Here is a 19,042-nt window from a genome sequence, read left to right as displayed (position 1 = left end):
ACGGCAACCGGGGGAACCGGCCCCGGCCACCGCTCCCGCGGGCCGGCCCTCGCGGTCCTGTGCGCCGGGATGCTGATGATCGTGCTGGACGGCAGCATCGTCACCGTCGCGCTCCCCGCCATCCAGCGCGACCTGCGCTTCTCCCCCGCCGACCTGACCTGGACGGTCAACGCCTACATGATCGCCTTCGGCGGGCTGCTCCTGCTATCCGGACGGCTCGGCGACCTCCTCGGACGCAAGCGGATGTTCGTCGCGGGACTGGCCGTCTTCACCGCCGCCTCGTTCCTGTGCGGCGTCGCCGGCGACCAGGCCGTGCTCATCGCGGCGCGCTTCCTCCAGGGCGTCGGCGGCGCGATGACCTCCGCCGTCAGCCTCGGCCTGCTCGTCACGCTCTTCCCCGAACCCCGCGAGCGCGGCCGGGCCATCGGCGCGTTCAGCTTCGTCGGCGCCGCCGGGGCATCGATCGGGCAGGTGCTCGGCGGCGTGCTCACCCAGGCCGTCAGCTGGCACTGGATCTTCTTCATCAACCTGCCCATCGGGGCGGCCGCGGCGCTGCTGGCCGTCCGCGTGCTGGAGCCCGACCCCGCGCGGCCCGCCGCCCGGGGCGCCGACGCCCTCGGCGCGTTCCTCGTCACGACCGGCCTGATGACCGGCGTCTACACGATCGTCCAGACCGGTGGCCACGGCTGGGCCTCCGGCCGCACCCTCGGTCTCGCCGCCCTGTCCGTCGCGCTCCTCGCGGGCTTCGTGCTCCGGCAGGCGACGGCGGCGGCCCCGCTGCTGCCGCTGCGCATGTTCCGCTCGCGGGAGGTCTCGGGGGCCAATCTCGTCCAGGTGCTGATGGTCTCCGCGCTCTTCGGGTTCCAGATCCTCGTGGCGCTCTACCTGCAGGGCGTCCGGGGTTACGGTGCCGCGGCCACGGGACTGGCCATGCTGCCCGCCGCCGTGTCCATCGGTGCCGTCTCGCTGCTCCTGTCCGCCCGGCTCAGCGCGCGCTTCGGCGAGCGCCGCGTGCTGCTCGCGGGGCTCGCCCTGCTGGTGGTCGCGCTCGGCCTGCTCACCCGGCTGCCGGTGCACGCCGGCTACGCCGCCGACCTGCTGCCCACGATGCTGCTCGCGGCCGGCTTCGGCCTCGCCGTCTCGGCCCTGACCGTGCTCGGCATGTCGGGTGCGGGGCCGCGGGACGCGGGTGTCGCCTCGGGCCTGTTCAACACCACCCAGCAGGTGGGCGGCGCCCTCGGCGTCGCCGTGCTGTCCACCCTCGCCGGCTCCCGCACCCAGGACCTCGTGGCCGCCGGGCACGAGGAGGCGTCCGCCCTCACCGGGGGCTTCCGCCTCGCCTTCGGCACCGGGGCGGCCCTCCTCGCGGCGGCCTTCGTGCTCGCGCTGGTGATGCTGCGACCGCGGCGTGAACCGGACGCCGCCGCGCGGGCCTGAGGACGACCGGCCGGTCCCGGACCCCGGGGGTCCGGGACCCGCGGGGCTCCGCGGGTCCCGGACCGCCGTCCCTCACTCCTGGGACGGGGCCGAGAACACCGACAGGTACTCCTCGGTGCGGAAGCCCGCCGACGCGTACACGGCCTCGCCCATCGCGCTCGCGTACAGGTAGGCCGTGGCGGCGCCGGCGGCACAGCCCGCGCGGACCAGCTCCACGGTGACCGCCCGCCCGTAGCCGCGGCGCCGGTGCCCCGGGAGCGTGGAGACGTTGAAGATCCCGTTGAGGTCGCCGCGGACCGCCGTCATGCCCGTCCCGACCGGCACGCCGCCGGCTTCCGCCAGGTAGAACGTGACCCCGTCCAGCCGGCCCATCGCCGGATCGGCGAACAGCCCGAACACCTCGCGCGGCACCCCGAAGCCCTTCGCCATGACCTCGGCGTACAGGCCGAGCTCGGCGGCGTCCAGCGCCCGCACCTCGAGGGACTCCGCGGGCGTCCGCGGCGGCACGCCGTGGTCGGGCCACCTGACCATGAGCGGGCTGCGGTGGAGGACGGTGAGGCCGTGCCGTGCCGCCTCCCGGGTGACGAGCCGTCCCGGTACCCCGCGGACCTGGATGCTCCACGGGACCTCCCACCGCTCGGACTCCGCCAGCGCGGCAAGGTCGTCCGCGAGCGGTTCGGGGCTGGGGCTGAACACGCCGTTGAGGGAGGCGACCGGCGCCCCCGAGACGGCCAGCACGGCGTCGCCCCGGCCCCTTCGGGCATGCCCGGTGGCGACCGTCGCCAGGGCCTCCACGAGGTCGGCGTAGGCGGCCGCGATGGGCCCGAGCGGATCGTGCACGGGGGTCACGGGGAACCCGCCTTCCTGTGGCTGCGGAGGTAGGCGGCCGGGGTGGCCCCGTACACCGACTTGAAGTGCCTGATGAAGTGGCTGGCGTCGGAGAAGTGCCAGCGTGCCGCGACCTCGGACATCCCGGTCGTGCTGCCGCGGTCCAGGAGTTCGTCGTGCGCCTTCTGCAGACGGCGGCGCCGGGCGAACGACATGACGGAGTCGTTGGACGCCGAGAAGCACCGGTGCAGGGTCCGGAGGGACACCCCGACGCTGCGGGCGACCATCGGGGGCGACAGTTCGCCGCTCTCGAGGTTCTGCTCGATGACGTTCCTGGCGGCGACCACGACGGCCTGCGGGTGGTCCCCGAGTCCCGGACCCGGCCGCTCGGAGATCATCCGGGAGAACAGCGTGGCCGAGGCCTCCCGGGCCATGTCCCGCGCGGCCGGCGACCCCTCGAGGTCGTCACTGCTCCTCCTGATCGCGTCCAGGAAGTTGAGCAGGAAGCGGACCTCGGGGACGTCGGCGTCCGACAGGTACGCCTGACCGAGCACCCGGGGCGACCCGATCCGGGGGACCACGAGGTGCCGCGGGATCGAGACGACGTGCGCGGTCGTCGCCGGCGCGCACGAGAACTCCCAGGAGGCCTTCGTGTCGCGAATGCATATCTGCCCGGGCTTGACGGAATGCCGCTTCTTCCCGTCCTGGAACTCGATCCAGCCCGAGGTCACCAGATCGGCGACGATCGGGTCCTGGTCCAGGTTGTTCCCCGACACCCCGGTCAGCGAATCGCAGTAGACCCGGGCGGAAAGCAGCCCGTCGATGAGATGACCGTTCGCGACGAAACGGAATCCGCGGGGAACGGCGAAATGGGGGACGGAAAGACGGATGAGGTGCGAGAACGGGCCGCGCTCCCACTCCCGGAAGTGCCGTTCCGAAGCCTGCGCCTGTTCGGCCGTCAAACTCATGTCGGCCCGATAATCTATGGAGCCCCCGCGATGCTGCGCGCAGTCCACCGTTCCCGCCAATCGCTGATCTTTCACCTGCACCCTCTCGGCCGGGTGTGCGTACCGAGGCCGCGACCCGGATGACAACGTTATCCAGCCCCGGATCCGGCCCTGTACGGCCACCCACGGTCGGTCATCGAAACCCTTGAGGCAATTCCTTTTCCCCTTGCGGCGGACGCGTCATCCGGGCCCCATTGCCCACCGGTCGCCCACGACCGGGATCGCCGCCCACGGCCCGCCCCGGGAGCGAGGCACGGCCCACGGCATTGTCGCCCATGCGACGTCCCCGGAAATAGTACGGCCGCGCCAGGACCGGCACTCCGCGTGACGAGGGCGCGGCACCCGCATTCCATCGCCGTCGGCCCGCGTCCGGCGGCCGTCGCCGCGGCGCCCGCCGGCCGGGAAATGGAATGCCTGTGCCAGGAATGGAGGGGGAGCGCCAATTAGATCGAATCACGGCGGGAACTTGCCTGAGCATCCCTCAGAATGCTTGCATCAGCGCCTGGTTCAGATGGACGTCGAAGGGGACAGCACGCGATGGATCCGGCTGTGTCGATCCACCAGGTACGCCTCGCCCTGGCCGTGCTCAGCCTCGCGCTGTTCGTCCAGACGGCTTCCTGGCTCCTGTACGACGTCGCCGCTCGCGGTATGCCCGGCGCGTGGTCGCTGTGGACGACCGGCAGCGCGCCCGGCCTCGCGGCGACGACCTCGCTGGACCTGGGCCTCGCGGCACTGCAGCTCGCGGCCGGCCTGGCGGCGCTCGACCGGACCCGGGGCGCCGGCGGACTCCTGGTCGCCTCGTGCGCGGCGACGCTCGGCTTCCGCCTCCCCAGGGTCTGGTACGTCCTCCTCGACTCCCCCTCCGACCCCTGGTTCGGGGGCCTCAGCGGCCCCCCGGTGAGCGTCGTCGGGGGCACCGCCGCGCTCGCGGCGGTGCTCGCCCTCGTCCTGGGGGCGCTGCTGTACCTGGCCCGGCGGATGGAGTACGAGGCCGCCGCCACGCAGGCGTCGGCCGCCGGCGGAATACGGCCGGTGAAGGTCACGGCCACCACCTCGGGGCTGCTCCTCGCGGTGCTGAACGTCTTCTACATCGGCAGGAACGCGGTGACGGCCTTCCAGGTGGGCCCCGGCACGCTCGGCGACCTGCTCGTGGGCAAGGGGACGGGACGATCGGTCCTCGGCGTCTCCGCCCCGTACCAGTGGGCCTGCCTGACGGTGCTGTGCGGTGCCGGGATGCTCTTCGCCGCCCGGCGCCGTCCCGTCGCGACCGGGTTCTCCGTGGGCCTGGCGCTGTTCATGATGCCCTCGGCGTTCACCGAGCTGTGGGCGTACGCGGTGGGCGCGACGGCGCAGAACCTGGTGGACACCTCCCAGGACCTGCTGGAGCTCGTCGGTTCCGCGGCCGTGGTCGCCCTCGTCGCCGGGGACGTCCGTCGCGACCGCCGCCCGGCGGCCCCTGTCGCGGAGCAGGCCGTGCCCTCGGTGCCGGCCGGGCTCGGCCGGGTCGGCGTCGCCACGAGGCACGACGGCGAGCCGTCGGACGGCTGAGGCCTCAGGGCGTGTCCTGCCGGAACCCGTCGACGGCGTTCTCGAAGACGGCCCGGTAGGAGGCCCAGCGGTCCGACGGCGCGGAGAGGTAGACCGTGAACTCCTGCCCGCCGGGCTCCCCGAAGCCGAGGTCGATCGCCCGGAAGCCGCGGGCGCTCCCCTGGAAGGTGAACTCCCATATCGCGGCGGGCTTCCCGCGCCAGCGGGTGCTCTGCATCCGCAGCCGCTCGTAGGCGCGCAGGTCCGGGACCATCTGTGCCTCGACGTCCTCGAAGTGCCGGAGCGGGCTGGGGCCCGCGAAGTCGAGCGCGGCGACCCGCAGGCCCACGAGCCCCGTCGGGTCGACGTAGACGAACTGCCGCCCGTCGTCGCTCACCTGACGCTTCCAGCCGTCCGGCACGGGGACGGAGAAGCCGCGCTCCCGTTCCTCGGCGAGGTGGTAGCCCTCGGGGACCGGGGGCGGGGTGTGGGCGGGCGTCGGCCGTACGGAGGGACGGGCCGTGGCGGAGGCCGCGGGGGACGCGTCCGGCGTGCTCGCGGCGGACGAGGACGCGGAAGGGGACGGGCCCGCCCCTGTACGGTCCACGTCGCGCAGGAGCGGCACGGCGTACACCCCGCCCCCGGCGAGGGCGGGCACCAGGAAGGCGGCGGCCCACAGCGGGGCACGCCGCCCGCGGGCACGCGGCCCGGGCGCGGAGGCGGACACACGGGCGGGGACGGGCGCGGTCACCGAACCGCCTGCCCCGGAACGCGCGGCGCGGGCCGGGCCGGCCGGGGACACGAGGCCGTCACGGGGGACGCTCTCGGTCTCGGTCTCGGTCTCGGTCTCGGCAGCACACGCCCGCAGCATCCGCTCGGCCCCCGGCGCCGACAGCCGGCCCTGCGGCTCCCGCACCAGCAGCCCCGCGATCACCGGCCCCAGCGGCCCCGCGTTCCCCGCCACCGGCACCTCGTCCGTCGCGATCGCGTACGCCGTCTCGATCGCCGTGTCCCGGCGGAACGGCGAACGCCCCTCCACCGCCTGGAACAACGTCGCCCCCAACGCCCGGCGCCGAGCCGCTGATGGTGACGAACCGCAGGGACGCGCGGCCGGTGTTCTCCAGGGTGACGGTGCGGGTTCGCGGGCAGGGGCCGGCTGAGGTGCCCTCGGGGCACCGGAAGCGCACGTCCCCGAGTTCGCCCAGCCCGCAGGAGACCTCGGTGGCGTAACCGATGCCCGACGAGCAGACGGCGCCGACCCGCAGACCCGCCGCGGAGGCGGCGCCCCCCGCCGCCCCGTGCGCGTCGGAGCCCCTCGGCTGCCCGACGACGAACACGCCGAGTCCGGCGGTGGCGAGTACGGCGGATACGAGTGCTCTCCGCACCGGGTGCTCCAAAGGGCGGGTGAGTCGCGCAGGGCGCCGGACGGACGGCGGCACGCGGATCGACGACGGAACGAGGAACGGCGCGGCGGCTCAAAGGCAACAACGCTTCCCCGGGAAGAGCACGTCACTTCCGATGACCCGCACCGCCATGACCCGCACCGCCCCGCTGTTCGCGGTCGACCGTTCCCGCGGAATGGCGCATGAAATGGCCTTCGGCGACGGCCAGGCGCCGCAATCCATCGGCGGACTCGCTTTCGTCCACGGAGTGGATCCGTGCCCCGGGTCCGCGGAGTCCGATGGCGGCGGCCTCGTGGCATTCCTCGGAAAGCGCGGCGGCCGGGTCCGCGACCGACCTGAACGCGACGAGCTCCGCGAGTTCCTCCCGTGCCGCCGGGATCAGCGACGCGACGGTGCCGGCGAGGGGATCGGTGGACAACGGGGGAACTCCTTGGCGTACGGGGAAGAAGGCGCCGATCGCCGCGGGAGGGGAAACGCCTCACCGTCACGGGAATGCGACAGCGGTCCCCTTGACCCTATGCGGGCCCGGAAGGACCGGAATAGAAGGTGCGCGCCGACTTCGGCGGCCTCCGGAACGCAGGGAAAAGGCCCGCAACGCAGCGTGTCCCCCCGGAGCGGAGCGCTTCGGGGGGACACGCGGGGGACGACGGCCGGATCAGGCCGGCGGCCTCAGGTCAGCTGCAGCCGCTGGTGGAGCCGCAGCCCTCGCAGAGGTAGCAGCTGCCCGCGCGGCGCATCTTGGTGCCGCAGGAGAAGCAGAGCGGGGCGTCGGCGTTCAGGCCGAGCTGGATCTCCAGCAGCTCCGTCGAGTTGTGCGCGGTCTTCGGGGCCGGGGCCACCGCGACCGCCTCGGCCTCGGGCACGACGGTGGCCGCCGGCTTGGGCGCCTCGGTCTGGCGCGGGGCGGACTGCGCCAGACCCTCGACGTCGACCTCCTCGGCGGCGGGCTCGTAGGAACCCGTGTCCAGGTGGCGCTGGCGCTCCTCGGCGGAGTGAATGCCGAGGGCGGAACGGGTCTCGAAGGGCAGGAAGTCCAGCGCCAGGCGGCGGAAGATGTAGTCGACGATCGACTGCGCCATCCGCACGTCCGGGTCGTCCGTGAGACCGGCCGGCTCGAAGCGCATGTTGGTGAACTTCGAGACGTAGGTCTCCAGCGGCACGCCGTACTGCAGGCCCACCGAGACGGCGATGGAGAAGGCGTCCATCATGCCCGCGAGGGTCGAGCCCTGCTTGGACATCTTCAGGAAGACCTCGCCGAGACCGTCGTCCGGGTAGGAGTTGGCGGTCATGTAGCCCTCGGCGCCGCCCACCGTGAAGGAGGTGGTGATCCCCGGGCGGCCCTTGGGGAGCCGGCGGCGGACCGGGCGGTACTCGACGACCTTCTCGACCGCGGCGGGGGCGGCGGCCGGCGTCGCCTCGGCCTTCTTCTCGTCCGCCTTCGTCTTGGCGGAGAGCGGCTGGCCGACCTTGCAGTTGTCGCGGTAGATCGCGAGCGCCTTCAGGCCGAGCTTCCAGCCCTCGTAGTAGATCTCCTCGATCTCCTCGACGGTCGCCGACTCCGGCATGTTGACCGTCTTGGAGATGGCACCGGACAGGAACGGCTGGGTCGCGGCCATCATCCGGACGTGGCCCATCGGCGCGATGGAGCGCTCGCCCATGGCGCAGTCGAAGACCTCGTAGTGCTCGGGCTTCAGGCCGGGCGCGTCGAGGACGCTGCCGTGCTCGGAGATGTGGGCGACGACCGCCTCGATCTGCTCCTGCTGGTAGCCGAGGCGGTGCAGGGCCTGCGGGACCGTGTTGTTCACGATCTGCATGGAGCCGCCGCCGACCAGCTTCTTGAACTTGACCAGGGCGAGGTCCGGCTCGATGCCGGTGGTGTCGCAGTCCATCATCAGGCCGATGGTGCCGGTCGGCGCCAGCAGGGAGGCCTGCGCGTTGCGGAATCCGTTCTTCTCGCCGAGGTGCAGGACGTCCTGCCAGGCCTCTGTGGCCGCGGCCCACACGGGGGTGTCCAGGTCGTCCATCCGCGTGGCGACCGCGTTGGCGTCGGAGTGCTGCTTCATGACGCGCTTGTGGGCGGTGGCGTTGCGGGCGTAGCCGTCGTACGGGCCGACGACCGCGGCGAGCTCCGCGGAACGCTTGTAGGAGGTGCCGGTCATCAGGGAGGTGATGGCACCGGCGAGCGCGCGGCCGCCCTCGGAGTCGTAGGCGTGGCCGGTCGCCATGAGCAGCGCGCCGAGGTTGGCGTAGCCGATGCCCAGCTGGCGGAAGGCGCGGGTGGTCTCGCCGATCTTCTGCGTCGGGAAGTCCGCGAAGGAGATGGAGATGTCCATCGCGGTGATGACGAGCTCGACGGTCTTGGCGAAGCGCACGGCGTCGAAGCGCTGGCTGCCCTTGCCGTCGTCGTCGAGGAACTTCATCAGGTTGAGCGAGGCGAGGTTGCAGGACGAGTTGTCCAGGTGCATGTACTCGCTGCAGGGGTTGGACGCGGTGATGCGGCCGGTCTCCGGCGTGGTGTGCCAGTGGTTGATGACGTCGTCGTACTGGATGCCGGGGTCGGCGCAGGCCCAGGCGGCCTCGGCCAGCCTGCGGAAGAGGGCCTTGGCGTCGACCTCCTCGATGACCTCGCCGGTCATCCGGGCGCGCAGGCCGAACTTCTCGCCGTTCTCGTACGCCTTCATGAACTCTTCGTTCACGCGGACGGAGTTGTTGGCGTTCTGGTACTGGACGGACGTGATGTCGTCGCCGCCCAGGTCCATGTCGAAGCCCGCGTCGCGCAGGGCGCGGATCTTCTCCTCCTCCTTCACCTTGGTCTCGATGAAGGCCTCGACGTCCGGGTGGTCGACGTCCAGGACGACCATCTTGGCCGCGCGGCGGGTGGCGCCGCCGGACTTGATGGTGCCGGCGGAGGCGTCGGCGCCGCGCATGAAGGAGACCGGGCCGGAGGCGTTGCCGCCGGAGGAGAGCAGCTCCTTGGAGGAGCGGATGCGGGAGAGGTTCAGGCCCGCGCCGGAACCGCCCTTGAAGATCATCCCCTCTTCCTTGTACCAGTCGAGGATGGACTCCATGGAGTCGTCGACCGAGAGGATGAAGCACGCCGAGACCTGCTGCGGCTGGGCGGTGCCGACGTTGAACCAGACCGGGGAGTTGAAGCTGAAGACCTGGTGGAGCAGGGCCCAGGTGAGCTCGTGCTCGAAGATCTCCGCGTCGGCGGCCGACGCGAAGTAGCCGTGGTCCTCGCCGCCCTTGCGGTACGTCGTCACGACGCGGTCGATGAGCTGGCGGAGGCTGCTCTCGCGCTGCGGGGAGCCGACGGCGCCGCGGAAGTACTTGCTGGTGACGATGTTGACCGCGTTCACCGACCAGAAGTCGGGGAACTCCACGCCGCGCTGCTCGAAGTTGATCGAGCCGTCGCGCCAGTTGGTCATGACGACGTCACGGCGTTCCCAGACCACCTCGTCGTAGGGGTGCGTCCCCGGGGTGGTGTGGATGCGCTCGATGCGCAGGCCCTTGGCGGCCGGGGCCGCCGCGGCCGCCTTGCCGGCCTTGGCTCGGGAACCCCGTGCCGGGCCGCTCGTCGTCTCTGTCATGTGCCGCCTCCCATTACAGGCATTACAGGTAAAACGCCCTGAAGCGCCGCGGTCTTCCCGCGTCGATGTGTCTCACGGCCGGTGCACCCCCAGGTGCCCGGCAAGTCCGGTGCCGGTGCGCCGCCGCTATTCCGCGGCGAGGGCGGCGGTGGGGACGGCTCCGTCCCGGCCCCGCCCTCCGGTGTCGCCCGGCGGCCCCTGGTCGCGCAGCTCCGCGATCGCCGCCTCGAAGTCCTCGAGCGAGTCGAAGGCCCGGTAGACCGAGGCGAACCGCAGGTAGGCGACCAGGTCCAGGTCCTTCAGCGGGCCGAGTATGGCCAGTCCGACGTCGTGGGTCGACAGCTCGGCGCTGCCCGTGGCACGGACCGCCTCCTCGACGCGCTGCCCGAGCTGGGCGAGGGCGTCCTCGGTGACGGGCCGGCCCTGGCAGGCCTTGCGGACCCCGGCGATGACCTTGTTCCGGCTGAAGGGTTCGGTGACCCCGCTGCGCTTGATCACCATCAGCGAGGCCGTCTCCACGGTGGTGAACCGGCGGCCGCAGTCGGGGCACTGCCGGCGACGGCGGATCGAGGTGCCGTCGTCGGTGGTCCGGCTGTCGACGACGCGGCTGTCGGGGTGTCGGCAGAAGGGGCAATGCATCGTTTCCCTCTCCCTCCCTCACCCACGGTGAGCGCACGACTTCTGAGCCCGAGGGGCTGGTGACGGCCCCGCGAAGCAGCCACAAGCATAGGCGATCCAGGAGGGCTTGATGACCCGGGGACCACTACTTGTGGGGGCTGCACTCCATCCAACCACTAGATCTGGTGCCGTGGTGGCCAAATGCGCCCATCGAACGGACCGCGTGTCGCGGCCCGCCGACGGGACGGGAGCCTACGCGACGCGGCGCCTCCCGGGGGAGCCGGGGCGCGAGTGACACACTGGGTGTACGGATCGTCACGGCTCGCGCATCATGGAGACGGGCGAGGGGAACGGGGGCGGCACCGCAATACCCGCCCGGGGAAACGGCGTTCGGATCCCGAATGCACGGTGAATTCGAATTTATATTCGATCAATACCATCTACACCTTGCTCGCGTCAGTAGATCTGTGCAAATTCACTCGAACGTGTGTTTGGCGCAACCTTTCGAAAGCAACTACCGTTGTCCTACTAGGGAGAACATCTCGAGAGGGGCCGCCGTGACCACCACCGCCGACAGCGCCGCATTGACCGCCCATGACCGCCCCCAGGACCGGGTACGCCCGATGGAAGCGATGAACGACGAGACGCCAAAGCCCGCGCGAGCGCTACCCGGACGACCTCCAGGAATCCGGGCGGACAGCTCCGGACTCACCGACCGCCAAAGGCGCGTCATCGAGGTGATCCGGGATTCCGTCCAGCGGCGCGGATACCCGCCGTCCATGCGTGAGATCGGTCAGGCCGTCGGGCTGTCGAGCACGTCGTCGGTCGCCCATCAGCTCATGGCCCTGGAACGCAAGGGATTCCTCCGGCGCGACCCGCACCGGCCCCGCGCGTACGAGGTGCGCGCCTCGGACTCCGCGCAGGCACAGCCCACGGACACCGCGGGCAAGCCGTCCGCGTCGTACGTGCCCCTGGTGGGCCGGATCGCCGCCGGTGGCCCCATCCTCGCCGAGGAGTCCGTGGAGGACGTGTTCCCGCTCCCCCGCCAGCTGGTGGGCGACGGCGAGCTGTTCGTCCTCAAGGTCGTCGGCGACTCGATGATCGAGGCCGCCATCTGTGACGGCGACTGGGTGACCGTGCGCCGTCAGCCGGTCGCGGAGAACGGCGACATCGTCGCGGCGATGATCGAGGGAGAGGCCACGGTCAAGCGCTTCAAGCGCGAGGACGGGCACGTGTGGCTGATGCCGCACAACGCCGCGTACCAGCCCATCCCCGGTGACGAGGCGACCATCCTCGGCAAGGTCGTGGCGGTGCTGCGCCGGGTCTGAGCCAGGACCCGCCCGTGACCGGGCCCCGGGACCTCTGCGCCGGTTCCGGGGCCCTGTTGTGTTCCGGGAACGTCTGCCGAATGTGTTCCGGTGGTGTGTTCCGGGGGCCGGTCCTCGGGGACGGCCCGTGCCCGGTGGTGTCACTCGGCCGCCGAGGCGGCCGCGTCGATGGCGGCCAGCGAGCGGCGGACCTGGTTGCGGTCGGTCGTCTGCCAGAAGTCCGGCATGGAGGCCTTGATGAAGCTGCCGTAGCGCGCGGTGACCAGCCGGGGGTCGAGGACCGCGACGACCCCGCGGTCACCGGAGGCGCGCACCAGCCGGCCGGCACCCTGCGCCATCAGCAGCGCCGCGTGCGTGGCCGCGACCGCCATGAAGCCGTTGCCGCCCTTCTCCTCCACCGCCTTCTGGCGTGCGCTCATCAGCGGGTCGTCGGGCCGGGGGAACGGGATCCGGTCCATGACCACCAACTGGCAGTTCGGCCCGGGCACGTCCACGCCCTGCCAGAGCGAGAGGGTGCCGAACAGGCAGGTCCGAGCGTCCGCGGCGAAGCGTCGGATCAGCTCGCCGAGGGTCTCCTCGCCCTGCAGCAGGATCGGGTGGTCGATCCGGCCGCGCAGCGTCTCGGCGGCGGACTGGGCCGCACGCATGGACGAGAACAGCCCGAGCGTGCGGCCGCCGGCGGCCTCGATCAGCTCGGCGAGCTCGTCCAGCATGTCCTCCCGGCCGCTGTCCCGGCCGGGCTGCGACAGGTGGCGGGCGACGTAGAGGATGCCCTGCCTGGGGTAGTCGAACGGCGAGCCGACGTCGAGGCCCTTCCATTCGGGCGGCTCCTCCTCCCCCTCGGCGGCCACGGTGCCCTCCGGGGCCAGCCCGAGCGAGGCCGCGACCCCGTTGAAGTCGGCGCCGAGCCGGAGCGTGGCGGAGGTCAGGACGACGGAGCGCTCGGTGAACAGCTTCTCCCGCAGCAGCCCGGAGACGCTGAGCGGGGCGACCCGCAGCGAGGCGCCGAAGCGGTCGTGGCGCTCGTACCAGACGACGTCGTACTCGGAGCCCTCGACGATGCGCTCGGCGACCTCGTGGACGTTCTCGGTGGCGGCCAGCGCCATCTTCCGGACGGCGTCCTCGTCCTGCACCGAGCGGTCACGGGTCTCGCCGAGCGAGGTGATGACCTGGCGGCAGGCGTCGCGCAGTGCCATCAGGGCGTAGCGCAGATCCTCGGGCAGCTCTTCGAGGCGCCCGGGGAGGGCGAGTTCCATCAGCCGTTCGAAGCCCTCCGACGCGCTCATCAGGGCGTCGGCGGCCTTCTCGTTGACCAGCTTGGACGCGAGCTTCACCGTGCGGTTGACCCGGCCGGGGGTGAGCTCGCCGGTGGCGACGCCGGTGACGCGCGAGACCAGTTCGTGGGCCTCGTCGACGACGAGCACCTCGTGGGAGGGCAGGACGGGCGCGCCCTCCAGGGCGTCGATGGCCAGCAGCGCGTGGTTGGTGACGACGACGTCGGCGAGCTTGGCGCGCTCGCGTGCCGCCTCCGCGAAGCACTCGGCGCCGTAGGCGCAGCGCGAGGCGCCCAGGCATTCCCGGGAGGTCACCGAGATCTGCTGCCAGGCGCGGTCGGAGACGCCGGGGGTCAGGTCGTCGCGGTCGCCGCTCTCCGTCTCGTCCGACCAGTCGCGAAGCCGCAGCAGGTCCTGGCCGAGCTTGCTGGTGGGGGCGGCGGCCTCGAACTGGTCGAAGAGCCCGTCGCCCTCGTCCTGCGGCACGCCCTCGTGGAGCCGGTGCAGGCACAGGTAGTTGGAGCGGCCCTTGAGCATCGCGAACTGCGGCTCGCGGCGCAGCAGGGGATGCAGCGCGGTGACGGTGCGCGGCAGGTCGCGTTCGACGAGCTGGCGCTGCAGGGCCAGGGTCGCCGTGGCGACCACCACGCGCTCGCCGTGGGCCAGTGCGGGCACCAGGTAGCCGAGCGACTTGCCGGTTCCGGTGCCGGCCTGGACGAGCAGGTGGGAGCCGTTGTCGACGGCTTCGGCGACGGCTTCGGCCATGGCGACCTGGCCGGGCCGCTCCACCCCGCCGACCGCGCTGACGGCGGCGTGGAGGAGGTCGGTGAGGGCGGGCTTCGCGGGCTGTGTCATAGGGGGTCCAGCCTACGGGGCGGGACCGACAGCGCGGTCGCCACCGGACGTCCGCCGGTCCCCCCGCGGGACCGGCGGGTCACAGGAGGTGACGCAGCGCGCGGTCGCGGACGAGCAGCGCGGCCCGTTTGCCGGGCAGCTCGACCTCCGCCGAGAAGCGGAAGCCCGCGGTGAGGAAGGCGGCGACGGACGGGGTGTTGCGCAGGTCCGGCTCGGCGACCACCCGCGTGCAGCGGGGGCGCCGGCGCAGGGCGTGGTCGGCGACCGCCCGCAGCAGGGTGCCGCCGAGGCCGCGGGCCCGGTCGGCGACGGGTCCGATGAGCAGGTGGAGGCCGGTGTCGTGGGGGCGGGCCGGGTAGTAGCGGGCCAGCGGGTCCAGGTCTGCGCGGTAGACCTCCCAGTAGCTCATGGGCACCCCGTCGAGGACCCCGACGCAGGGCATGCTGCGGCCGTCGCCGTCGAGCTGGGCGCGCAGGTGCCGCTCGGCGACCTCGGGTCGGCCCGCGAGCTCCCAGAACTCCGCCACGGCGGGGTCGTTCATCCAGTGGGCGATGACGGGGAGGTCGCGTTCGGGCCGTACGGGGACGAGCTGGAAGGTGCCCGCGGGGGTGCCGACCGGGCCCCAGTCGGCGACGCCGTCGAGGAGGTCGTCGAGGGGGGTCGGGCCGCCGGCGCGGTCGTCGGCGGTGACGTCCTCGTCGAAGAGGGCGCGGATCTCGGGGGGCAGTTCCAGGTCGAGGGTGTCGTCGGCGTTCCCGGGCGGGGCTGCGGGGGCGGGGGTGGGTTCGGCGGTCGCCACGGTGGTCGCGGCCTCCTCTCGTCAGGCGCTGAGGGGGTTGGGGACGGTGACGTAGACGGACTGGGTGTCGACCGGGCCCGCCAGCTCGTCCATGCCGTGCAGCCGGGTGAGGAGGTTGGCCTTGCAGCGCAGCAGGGGTTCCTCCAGCAGCCGCGCGGGCAGTCCCGAGCGGCCGGTGCGGGCGGCCCGCTCCAGGAAGCGGCGGAGGGCGGCGAGGAGCACGCGTTCGTCGGCGAGCCGCTGGGAGCCGAGGGCGCCGACCAGGCCGAGGACGTTGTTGACGCCGAGGTAGTAGGCGAAGCGCTCGTCGGCGACGGCGTCGGCCACGAAGGTGTCGCTGTCCTCGCCGGCTCCGGGCAGCAGGGCCGTGAGGCCGGCGCGCGCGGACTCGCGGAAGTAGTAGCCCTGGTTGTCGCGGTACCGGCCGCCCGCCGGCCAGCCGCCGGCGTCGAGGACGACCAGGGTGTTCTGCTGGTGGGCCTCGAGGGCGATGCCCGCCTCGCCGTCGAGCCACAGGACGGGCCGGACCACGGCGTCGAGGTAGCGCAGGAACCACTCGGTGGCGACGGCGGCGACCGGTCGTCCGGTGCGGGACGCGAGCCGGCCCAGCAGTTCCGCGAGCCCTGAGCGCAGGGCGCCGCCGCCGTCCGGCGCGGGGCGGGGGGCCGTGATGCCGGCAAGGCAGCGCACTTCGTCGCGGGGGCCGAAGGGGTTGTGCCGCAGGACGACGTCGAGGCCGGGCACGGGGACGCCCTCGGGGGTGCCGACGGCCAGCCAGGCGGGGTCGCGGACGATGTCGAACCCGGGGTGGGCGCCGTGCCAGCGCGCGGCGAGGCCGGCCCGGAGCAGCCGGTGCACCTCGACGCCCCGGTGCAGCTCCTTGCGGAGGTTCTCGCGGCGGGAGTTGGTGATCCGCAGGGCCAGCGAGAGCTTGAGCATCGCGGGAGCCCCGGGCCGGTAGACGGTGCGCAGTGAGGACGTGGGGTGCCAGGGCTCGCCGGCGGCACCGAGGTCGTGGAGGAGTCCGGCCTCCAGCAGGGCGCGCACCCCCGGGCGGTGGGCGACCTCGCGGGCCTGCCAGGGGTGCAGCGGCAGGGGCACGGTGCCCGCGGGGAGCCGCCGGGTGAGCTCCGGTCCGGCGAGGGCCGCCAGCAGGTGCCCGGCGGGGACGGGGCGGCCGCGTTCGGTCCAGGCGGAGTCGGCGGCCAGGAGCGAGGGGTGCACGGACAGCCAGTGCAGGGCGAAGGACCCGCGCAGCTCCGGGGCGTACACCGCGGCCTCGGCCTCGGTGAGCCCTTCCCGGCCCTTGGGCGCGGGGTGCAGCGGGTGGCCGAGGACGAGGGCCTGCTCGGCGTCGAGGAAGGGGTGGGTGCCCTGGGGGGCGGCGGGGCGGGCGCGGCGCCCGGTGAGGAACGCCGCGGTCTGGCGTACGGAGTCGGCGACGCGCGCGACGAGGCCGGGACCGTCCGGGCCGGTCGTGGCGGCCTCGCGGGCGAGCAGCGCGGCGAGGGTGACAGCGTCCAGCGGGGCGCCTGCGGAGGCGGGCCGCGGCACGCCGAAGCGGTGGTGGCCGACGGCCGACCAGTGGCGTACCGGGACCAGGAGTTCGGCGCCGCTCGCCGGCAGCGGGACGCGCAGGGTGCGGCCGTCCGGCTCCGGCGGCAGCCCCTTCTCGCGGACCCAGCAGCGCAGCAGCGCCTCCGTGCCCGCGGCGTCGGCGGCGGCCCACGGGTCCGCCTGCTCCAGCGGGTCGGCGCCGGCCGGGGCGGCGGCCGGCTCCGCGGGTTCCGCGGGGGCCGCCGGCTCGCTGCGGCCCGGCGGTTCGGCCACGGCGGCGCGCTGCTGGGGGACGGCCACGGTGGCCTCTTCGCCGGGACGTACGGTCATCGCTTCGCTCCGTGGGGGGTCGGCGCCCGGTGGCGTCCGCTCCGGGGCGGGGCCGGTGGGCGCGAGGTCACGCCGGGACCGCGGTCGCCGCGGCGAGGGCGTCGGCGAGACGGTCGAGGACGGCTTCTGACTGTTCTTCGGTGATCGTCAGCGGGGGAAGCAGCCTGATCACGCTGCCGTCGCGGCCGCCGAGTTCGACGATGAGCCCGCGGTCCAGGGCGGCCTGCCGGACGGCCGCGGCCAGGCGCGGTGCGGTCGGGGGGACGCCCCCGGGGCCGACGGGTGCGTCCGGGTCGACGAGTTCGACGCCGAGCATGAGGCCGCGGCCGCGGACGTCGCCCACGCACGGGTGCTCCGCCGCCAGCGCCCGCAGGCGGGAGAGCATGCGGGCCCCGAGCAGCGCGGCACGCTCGGCGAGGCCGTTGCGGCGCACGTAGGCGAGCGTGGCGGTGCCCGCGGCCATGGCGAGCTGGTTGCCGCGGAAGGTCCCGGCGTGGGCGCCGGGCCGCCAGACGTCGAGTTCCTCGCGGTAGACGATGACGGCGAGCGGGAGGCTGCCGCCGATCGCCTTGGACAGCACCATCACGTCGGGGACGACACCGCTGTGGTCGACGGCCCAGAAGGCGCCGGTGCGTCCCACGCCGGTCTGCACCTCGTCGGCGATGAGGGGGATGCCGCGCGCCGCGGTGAGTTCGCGCATGCGCCGCAGCCAGTCGTCGGGGGCGGGGATGACGCCGCCCTCGCCCTGCACTGGTTCGAGGAGCATCCCCGCCGGGGGCTGGACGCCGCCCTTGGGGTCGTCCAGCAGGTTCTCCGTCAGCCGGGCGGCGAGTTCGGCGCCGTGCTCCCCGCCGACGCCGAACGGGCAGCGGTAGTCGTACGGGTACGGGAGCCGGGTGATCCGCGCGTCGGCGGCGGCCGCGCCGCGGACGGCGGTGTCGCCCGTGGCGGCGAGGGCGCCGGCGGTCATGCCGTGGTAGCCGCCGGAGAAGGCGAGCAGTCCGTCGCGGCCGGTGGCGGCGCGGACGAGTTTGAGGGCGGCCTCGACGGCGTCGGTGCCGGCGGGGCCGCAGAACTGGACGCGTCCGCGGTGGGCGAGTTCGGGCGGCAGGGTCTCGAAGAGGGCCGTGGTGAAGGCGTCCTTGACGGGGGTGGCGAGGTCCAGCACGTGGAGCGGGGCGCCGGAGTCGAGGACGGCGCGGACGGCCTCGAGGACGACGGGGTGGTTGTGCCCGAGGGCGAGGGTGCCGGCGCCGGAGAGGCAGTCGAGGTAACGGCGGCCGTCGGCGCCCTCGATGGTCATGCCGCGGGCGCGCACGGGGACGACGGGCAGCCAGCGGGCGTAGGTGCGGGCGGCGGACTCACGTGACGACTGGCGGCGCAGGATGCCCTCGGTGTCCACGCGTCCGCCCTCGTGCACCGCCGGTCGGCTCCTCGCGCTCGGCATGGCGGTCACGTGCTCACTCCTCGGTGTCGGCGCTTGCGTCCCCGGAGCTACCAACGACGTACGCGCTGACCGGCAACTGCCTGGGGCGCAGATCGTGGCGAGGAACCGTCGGCGGGGCCGGCGCCGTCCTCCCCGTGAGGGCATGGTGCGGGGTCGCCCTCGAGCGGGCAGACGACTGTTGACGACGTGTTGACAACAGGGGGACCACAACCCATGGCACCGATAAGCCGGTTGGCCGCGGCCGCCGTCGCCGCGGCACTGCTCGCCGTGACCGCGACGGCCTGCGGCCCGTCCGACGACAACGCCGACGCCAAGCCGAGCCCCACGCCCACCGCCACGGCGGGCGACGGCGGCCTCCGGCTGCCGACCGCCCTCCCCACCAGCCTCGACGACCTGGACAAGTGGGCCGACGCGCTGAAGAACGGCGGCTGGAAGGACTGGGACAAGGACAAGTGGCTGCGCGACGCGGCCGACTTCATCAACCCGATCATCAAGGACCTCTGGGACGCCGACCGGCTCCGCAACGCCGACGGGACCCCGGACGACGAGCAACGGCCCGACCTGGGACAGGCGGACGACGGCACCACCGACCCGGAGCCGGCCGCGATCCGGGTGCAGCGGCTGCCGACCCCGTACCACGAGGCCTCCCCGGCCACGGGCAAGCTGCTCTTCGACATGCCCGACGGCCAGGCCGTCTGCTCGGCGACCGTGGTGAGCGACCCGGCGAACCCGGGCCGCAGCAACCTGGTCTGGACGGCCGGGCACTGCGTGCACGCGGGCGCCCGGGGCGGCTGGTACCGCAACATCGTCTTCGTGCCGTCCTTCAACGACGCGGGCCTGACCGGCGCCGCGCTGCGGAGCGCCGGAAAGGAGCAGCTCGCGCCCTACGGCACGTGGTGGGCGACGAAGGCGGGGACTTCCCAGCAGTGGATCGACGGGGGCGGGGAGTCCTCGGAGACCAGTTCCGCCTACCCCTACGACTTCGCGGTGCTGAAGGTGACCAACCCCGACTCCGGCACCTCGCTGGAGGAGACGGTCGGGG

The 19,042-nt window shown here is 73.3% G+C and carries 13 protein-coding genes and 1 pseudogene; 4 read left to right on the top strand and 10 right to left on the bottom strand.

The annotated features are described in order from the left end of the window. Positions 1-69: 69 nt before the first annotated feature. Positions 70-1,437, top strand: coding sequence for an MFS transporter (locus ACFZAU_RS17365; RefSeq protein ID WP_500553037.1), 1,368 nt, complete (start codon positions 70-72; stop codon positions 1,435-1,437). Between the two features lie 72 nt (positions 1,438-1,509). Here the strand turns inward: ACFZAU_RS17365 and ACFZAU_RS17360 are convergent, their stop codons facing one another. Both ACFZAU_RS17360 and ACFZAU_RS17355 read right to left on the bottom strand, forming a co-directional pair. Beyond that, complete coding sequence (locus tag ACFZAU_RS17360; RefSeq protein ID WP_500552847.1) at positions 1,510-2,286, bottom strand: GNAT family N-acetyltransferase; 777 nt, start codon at positions 2,284-2,286, stop codon at positions 1,510-1,512. Continuing rightward, positions 2,283-3,233 (bottom strand): helix-turn-helix domain-containing protein, encoded by a 951-nt coding sequence (locus ACFZAU_RS17355; RefSeq protein ID WP_500464752.1) that lies wholly within the window; start codon positions 3,231-3,233, stop codon positions 2,283-2,285. The genes ACFZAU_RS17360 and ACFZAU_RS17355 overlap by 4 nt, the downstream gene beginning before the upstream one ends. 588 nt (positions 3,234-3,821) lie before the next feature. On the opposite strand from ACFZAU_RS17355, the gene ACFZAU_RS17350 reads away from it, so the two are divergent. Then, complete coding sequence (locus ACFZAU_RS17350; RefSeq protein ID WP_500552846.1) at positions 3,822-4,820, top strand: hypothetical protein; 999 nt, start codon at positions 3,822-3,824, stop codon at positions 4,818-4,820. Positions 4,821-4,824: 4 nt separating this feature from the next. Here the strand turns inward: ACFZAU_RS17350 and ACFZAU_RS17345 are convergent, their stop codons facing one another. The 4 genes and pseudogenes from ACFZAU_RS17345 to nrdR form a co-directional block, all read right to left on the bottom strand. Next, positions 4,825-5,850, bottom strand: coding sequence for a serine/threonine kinase C-terminal domain-containing protein (locus ACFZAU_RS17345; protein ID WP_500552845.1), 1,026 nt, complete (start codon positions 5,848-5,850; stop codon positions 4,825-4,827). 635 nt (positions 5,851-6,485) lie between these two features. Beyond that, positions 6,486-6,620: pseudogene (locus ACFZAU_RS17340) on the bottom strand (dipeptidase); the annotation flags it as partial. A gap of 256 nt (positions 6,621-6,876) precedes the next feature. Beyond that, positions 6,877-9,792 carry a vitamin B12-dependent ribonucleotide reductase gene (locus ACFZAU_RS17335; RefSeq protein WP_500552844.1) on the bottom strand — a complete coding sequence of 972 codons (2,916 nt, stop codon included), beginning with the start codon at positions 9,790-9,792 and terminating at the stop codon, positions 6,877-6,879. Positions 9,793-9,918: 126 nt separating this feature from the next. Then, positions 9,919-10,431 carry a transcriptional regulator NrdR gene (gene nrdR / locus ACFZAU_RS17330; protein ID WP_499601899.1) on the bottom strand — a complete coding sequence of 171 codons (513 nt, stop codon included), beginning with the start codon at positions 10,429-10,431 and terminating at the stop codon, positions 9,919-9,921. Between the two features lie 536 nt (positions 10,432-10,967). Here nrdR and lexA point away from each other — a divergent pair. Continuing rightward, positions 10,968-11,738 (top strand): transcriptional repressor LexA, encoded by a 771-nt coding sequence (gene lexA / locus ACFZAU_RS17325; RefSeq protein ID WP_499601900.1) that lies wholly within the window; start codon positions 10,968-10,970, stop codon positions 11,736-11,738. Positions 11,739-11,878: 140 nt separating this feature from the next. Here the strand turns inward: lexA and ACFZAU_RS17320 are convergent, their stop codons facing one another. The 4 genes from ACFZAU_RS17320 to ACFZAU_RS17305 form a co-directional block, all read right to left on the bottom strand. After that, positions 11,879-13,867, bottom strand: coding sequence for an ATP-dependent DNA helicase (locus tag ACFZAU_RS17320; RefSeq protein WP_500552843.1), 1,989 nt, complete (start codon positions 13,865-13,867; stop codon positions 11,879-11,881). A gap of 79 nt (positions 13,868-13,946) precedes the next feature. After that, positions 13,947-14,666, bottom strand: coding sequence for a GNAT family N-acetyltransferase (locus tag ACFZAU_RS17315; RefSeq protein WP_499601903.1), 720 nt, complete (start codon positions 14,664-14,666; stop codon positions 13,947-13,949). Between the two features lie 21 nt (positions 14,667-14,687). Beyond that, entirely contained in the window at positions 14,688-16,553 is a 1,866-nt protein-coding gene (locus ACFZAU_RS17310; protein WP_500552842.1) for an IucA/IucC family protein, read from the bottom strand. A 67-nt stretch (positions 16,554-16,620) separates the two neighbouring features. Beyond that, positions 16,621-18,000 carry a diaminobutyrate--2-oxoglutarate transaminase family protein gene (locus ACFZAU_RS17305; protein WP_500553036.1) on the bottom strand — a complete coding sequence of 460 codons (1,380 nt, stop codon included), beginning with the start codon at positions 17,998-18,000 and terminating at the stop codon, positions 16,621-16,623. 213 nt (positions 18,001-18,213) lie between these two features. On the opposite strand from ACFZAU_RS17305, the gene ACFZAU_RS17300 reads away from it, so the two are divergent. Next, positions 18,214-19,042, top strand: an 829-nt coding sequence (locus ACFZAU_RS17300) for a trypsin-like serine peptidase (protein WP_500552841.1), incomplete at its 3' end; no start/stop codon positions are given.

The organism is Streptomyces sp. NPDC008238 (genome assembly GCF_042956445.1).
Classification (GTDB): domain Bacteria; phylum Actinomycetota; class Actinomycetes; order Streptomycetales; family Streptomycetaceae; genus Actinacidiphila.
The sequence above is the reverse complement of the archived record's forward strand: the minus strand, read 5'-3'. Positions and strand labels throughout refer to the sequence as shown.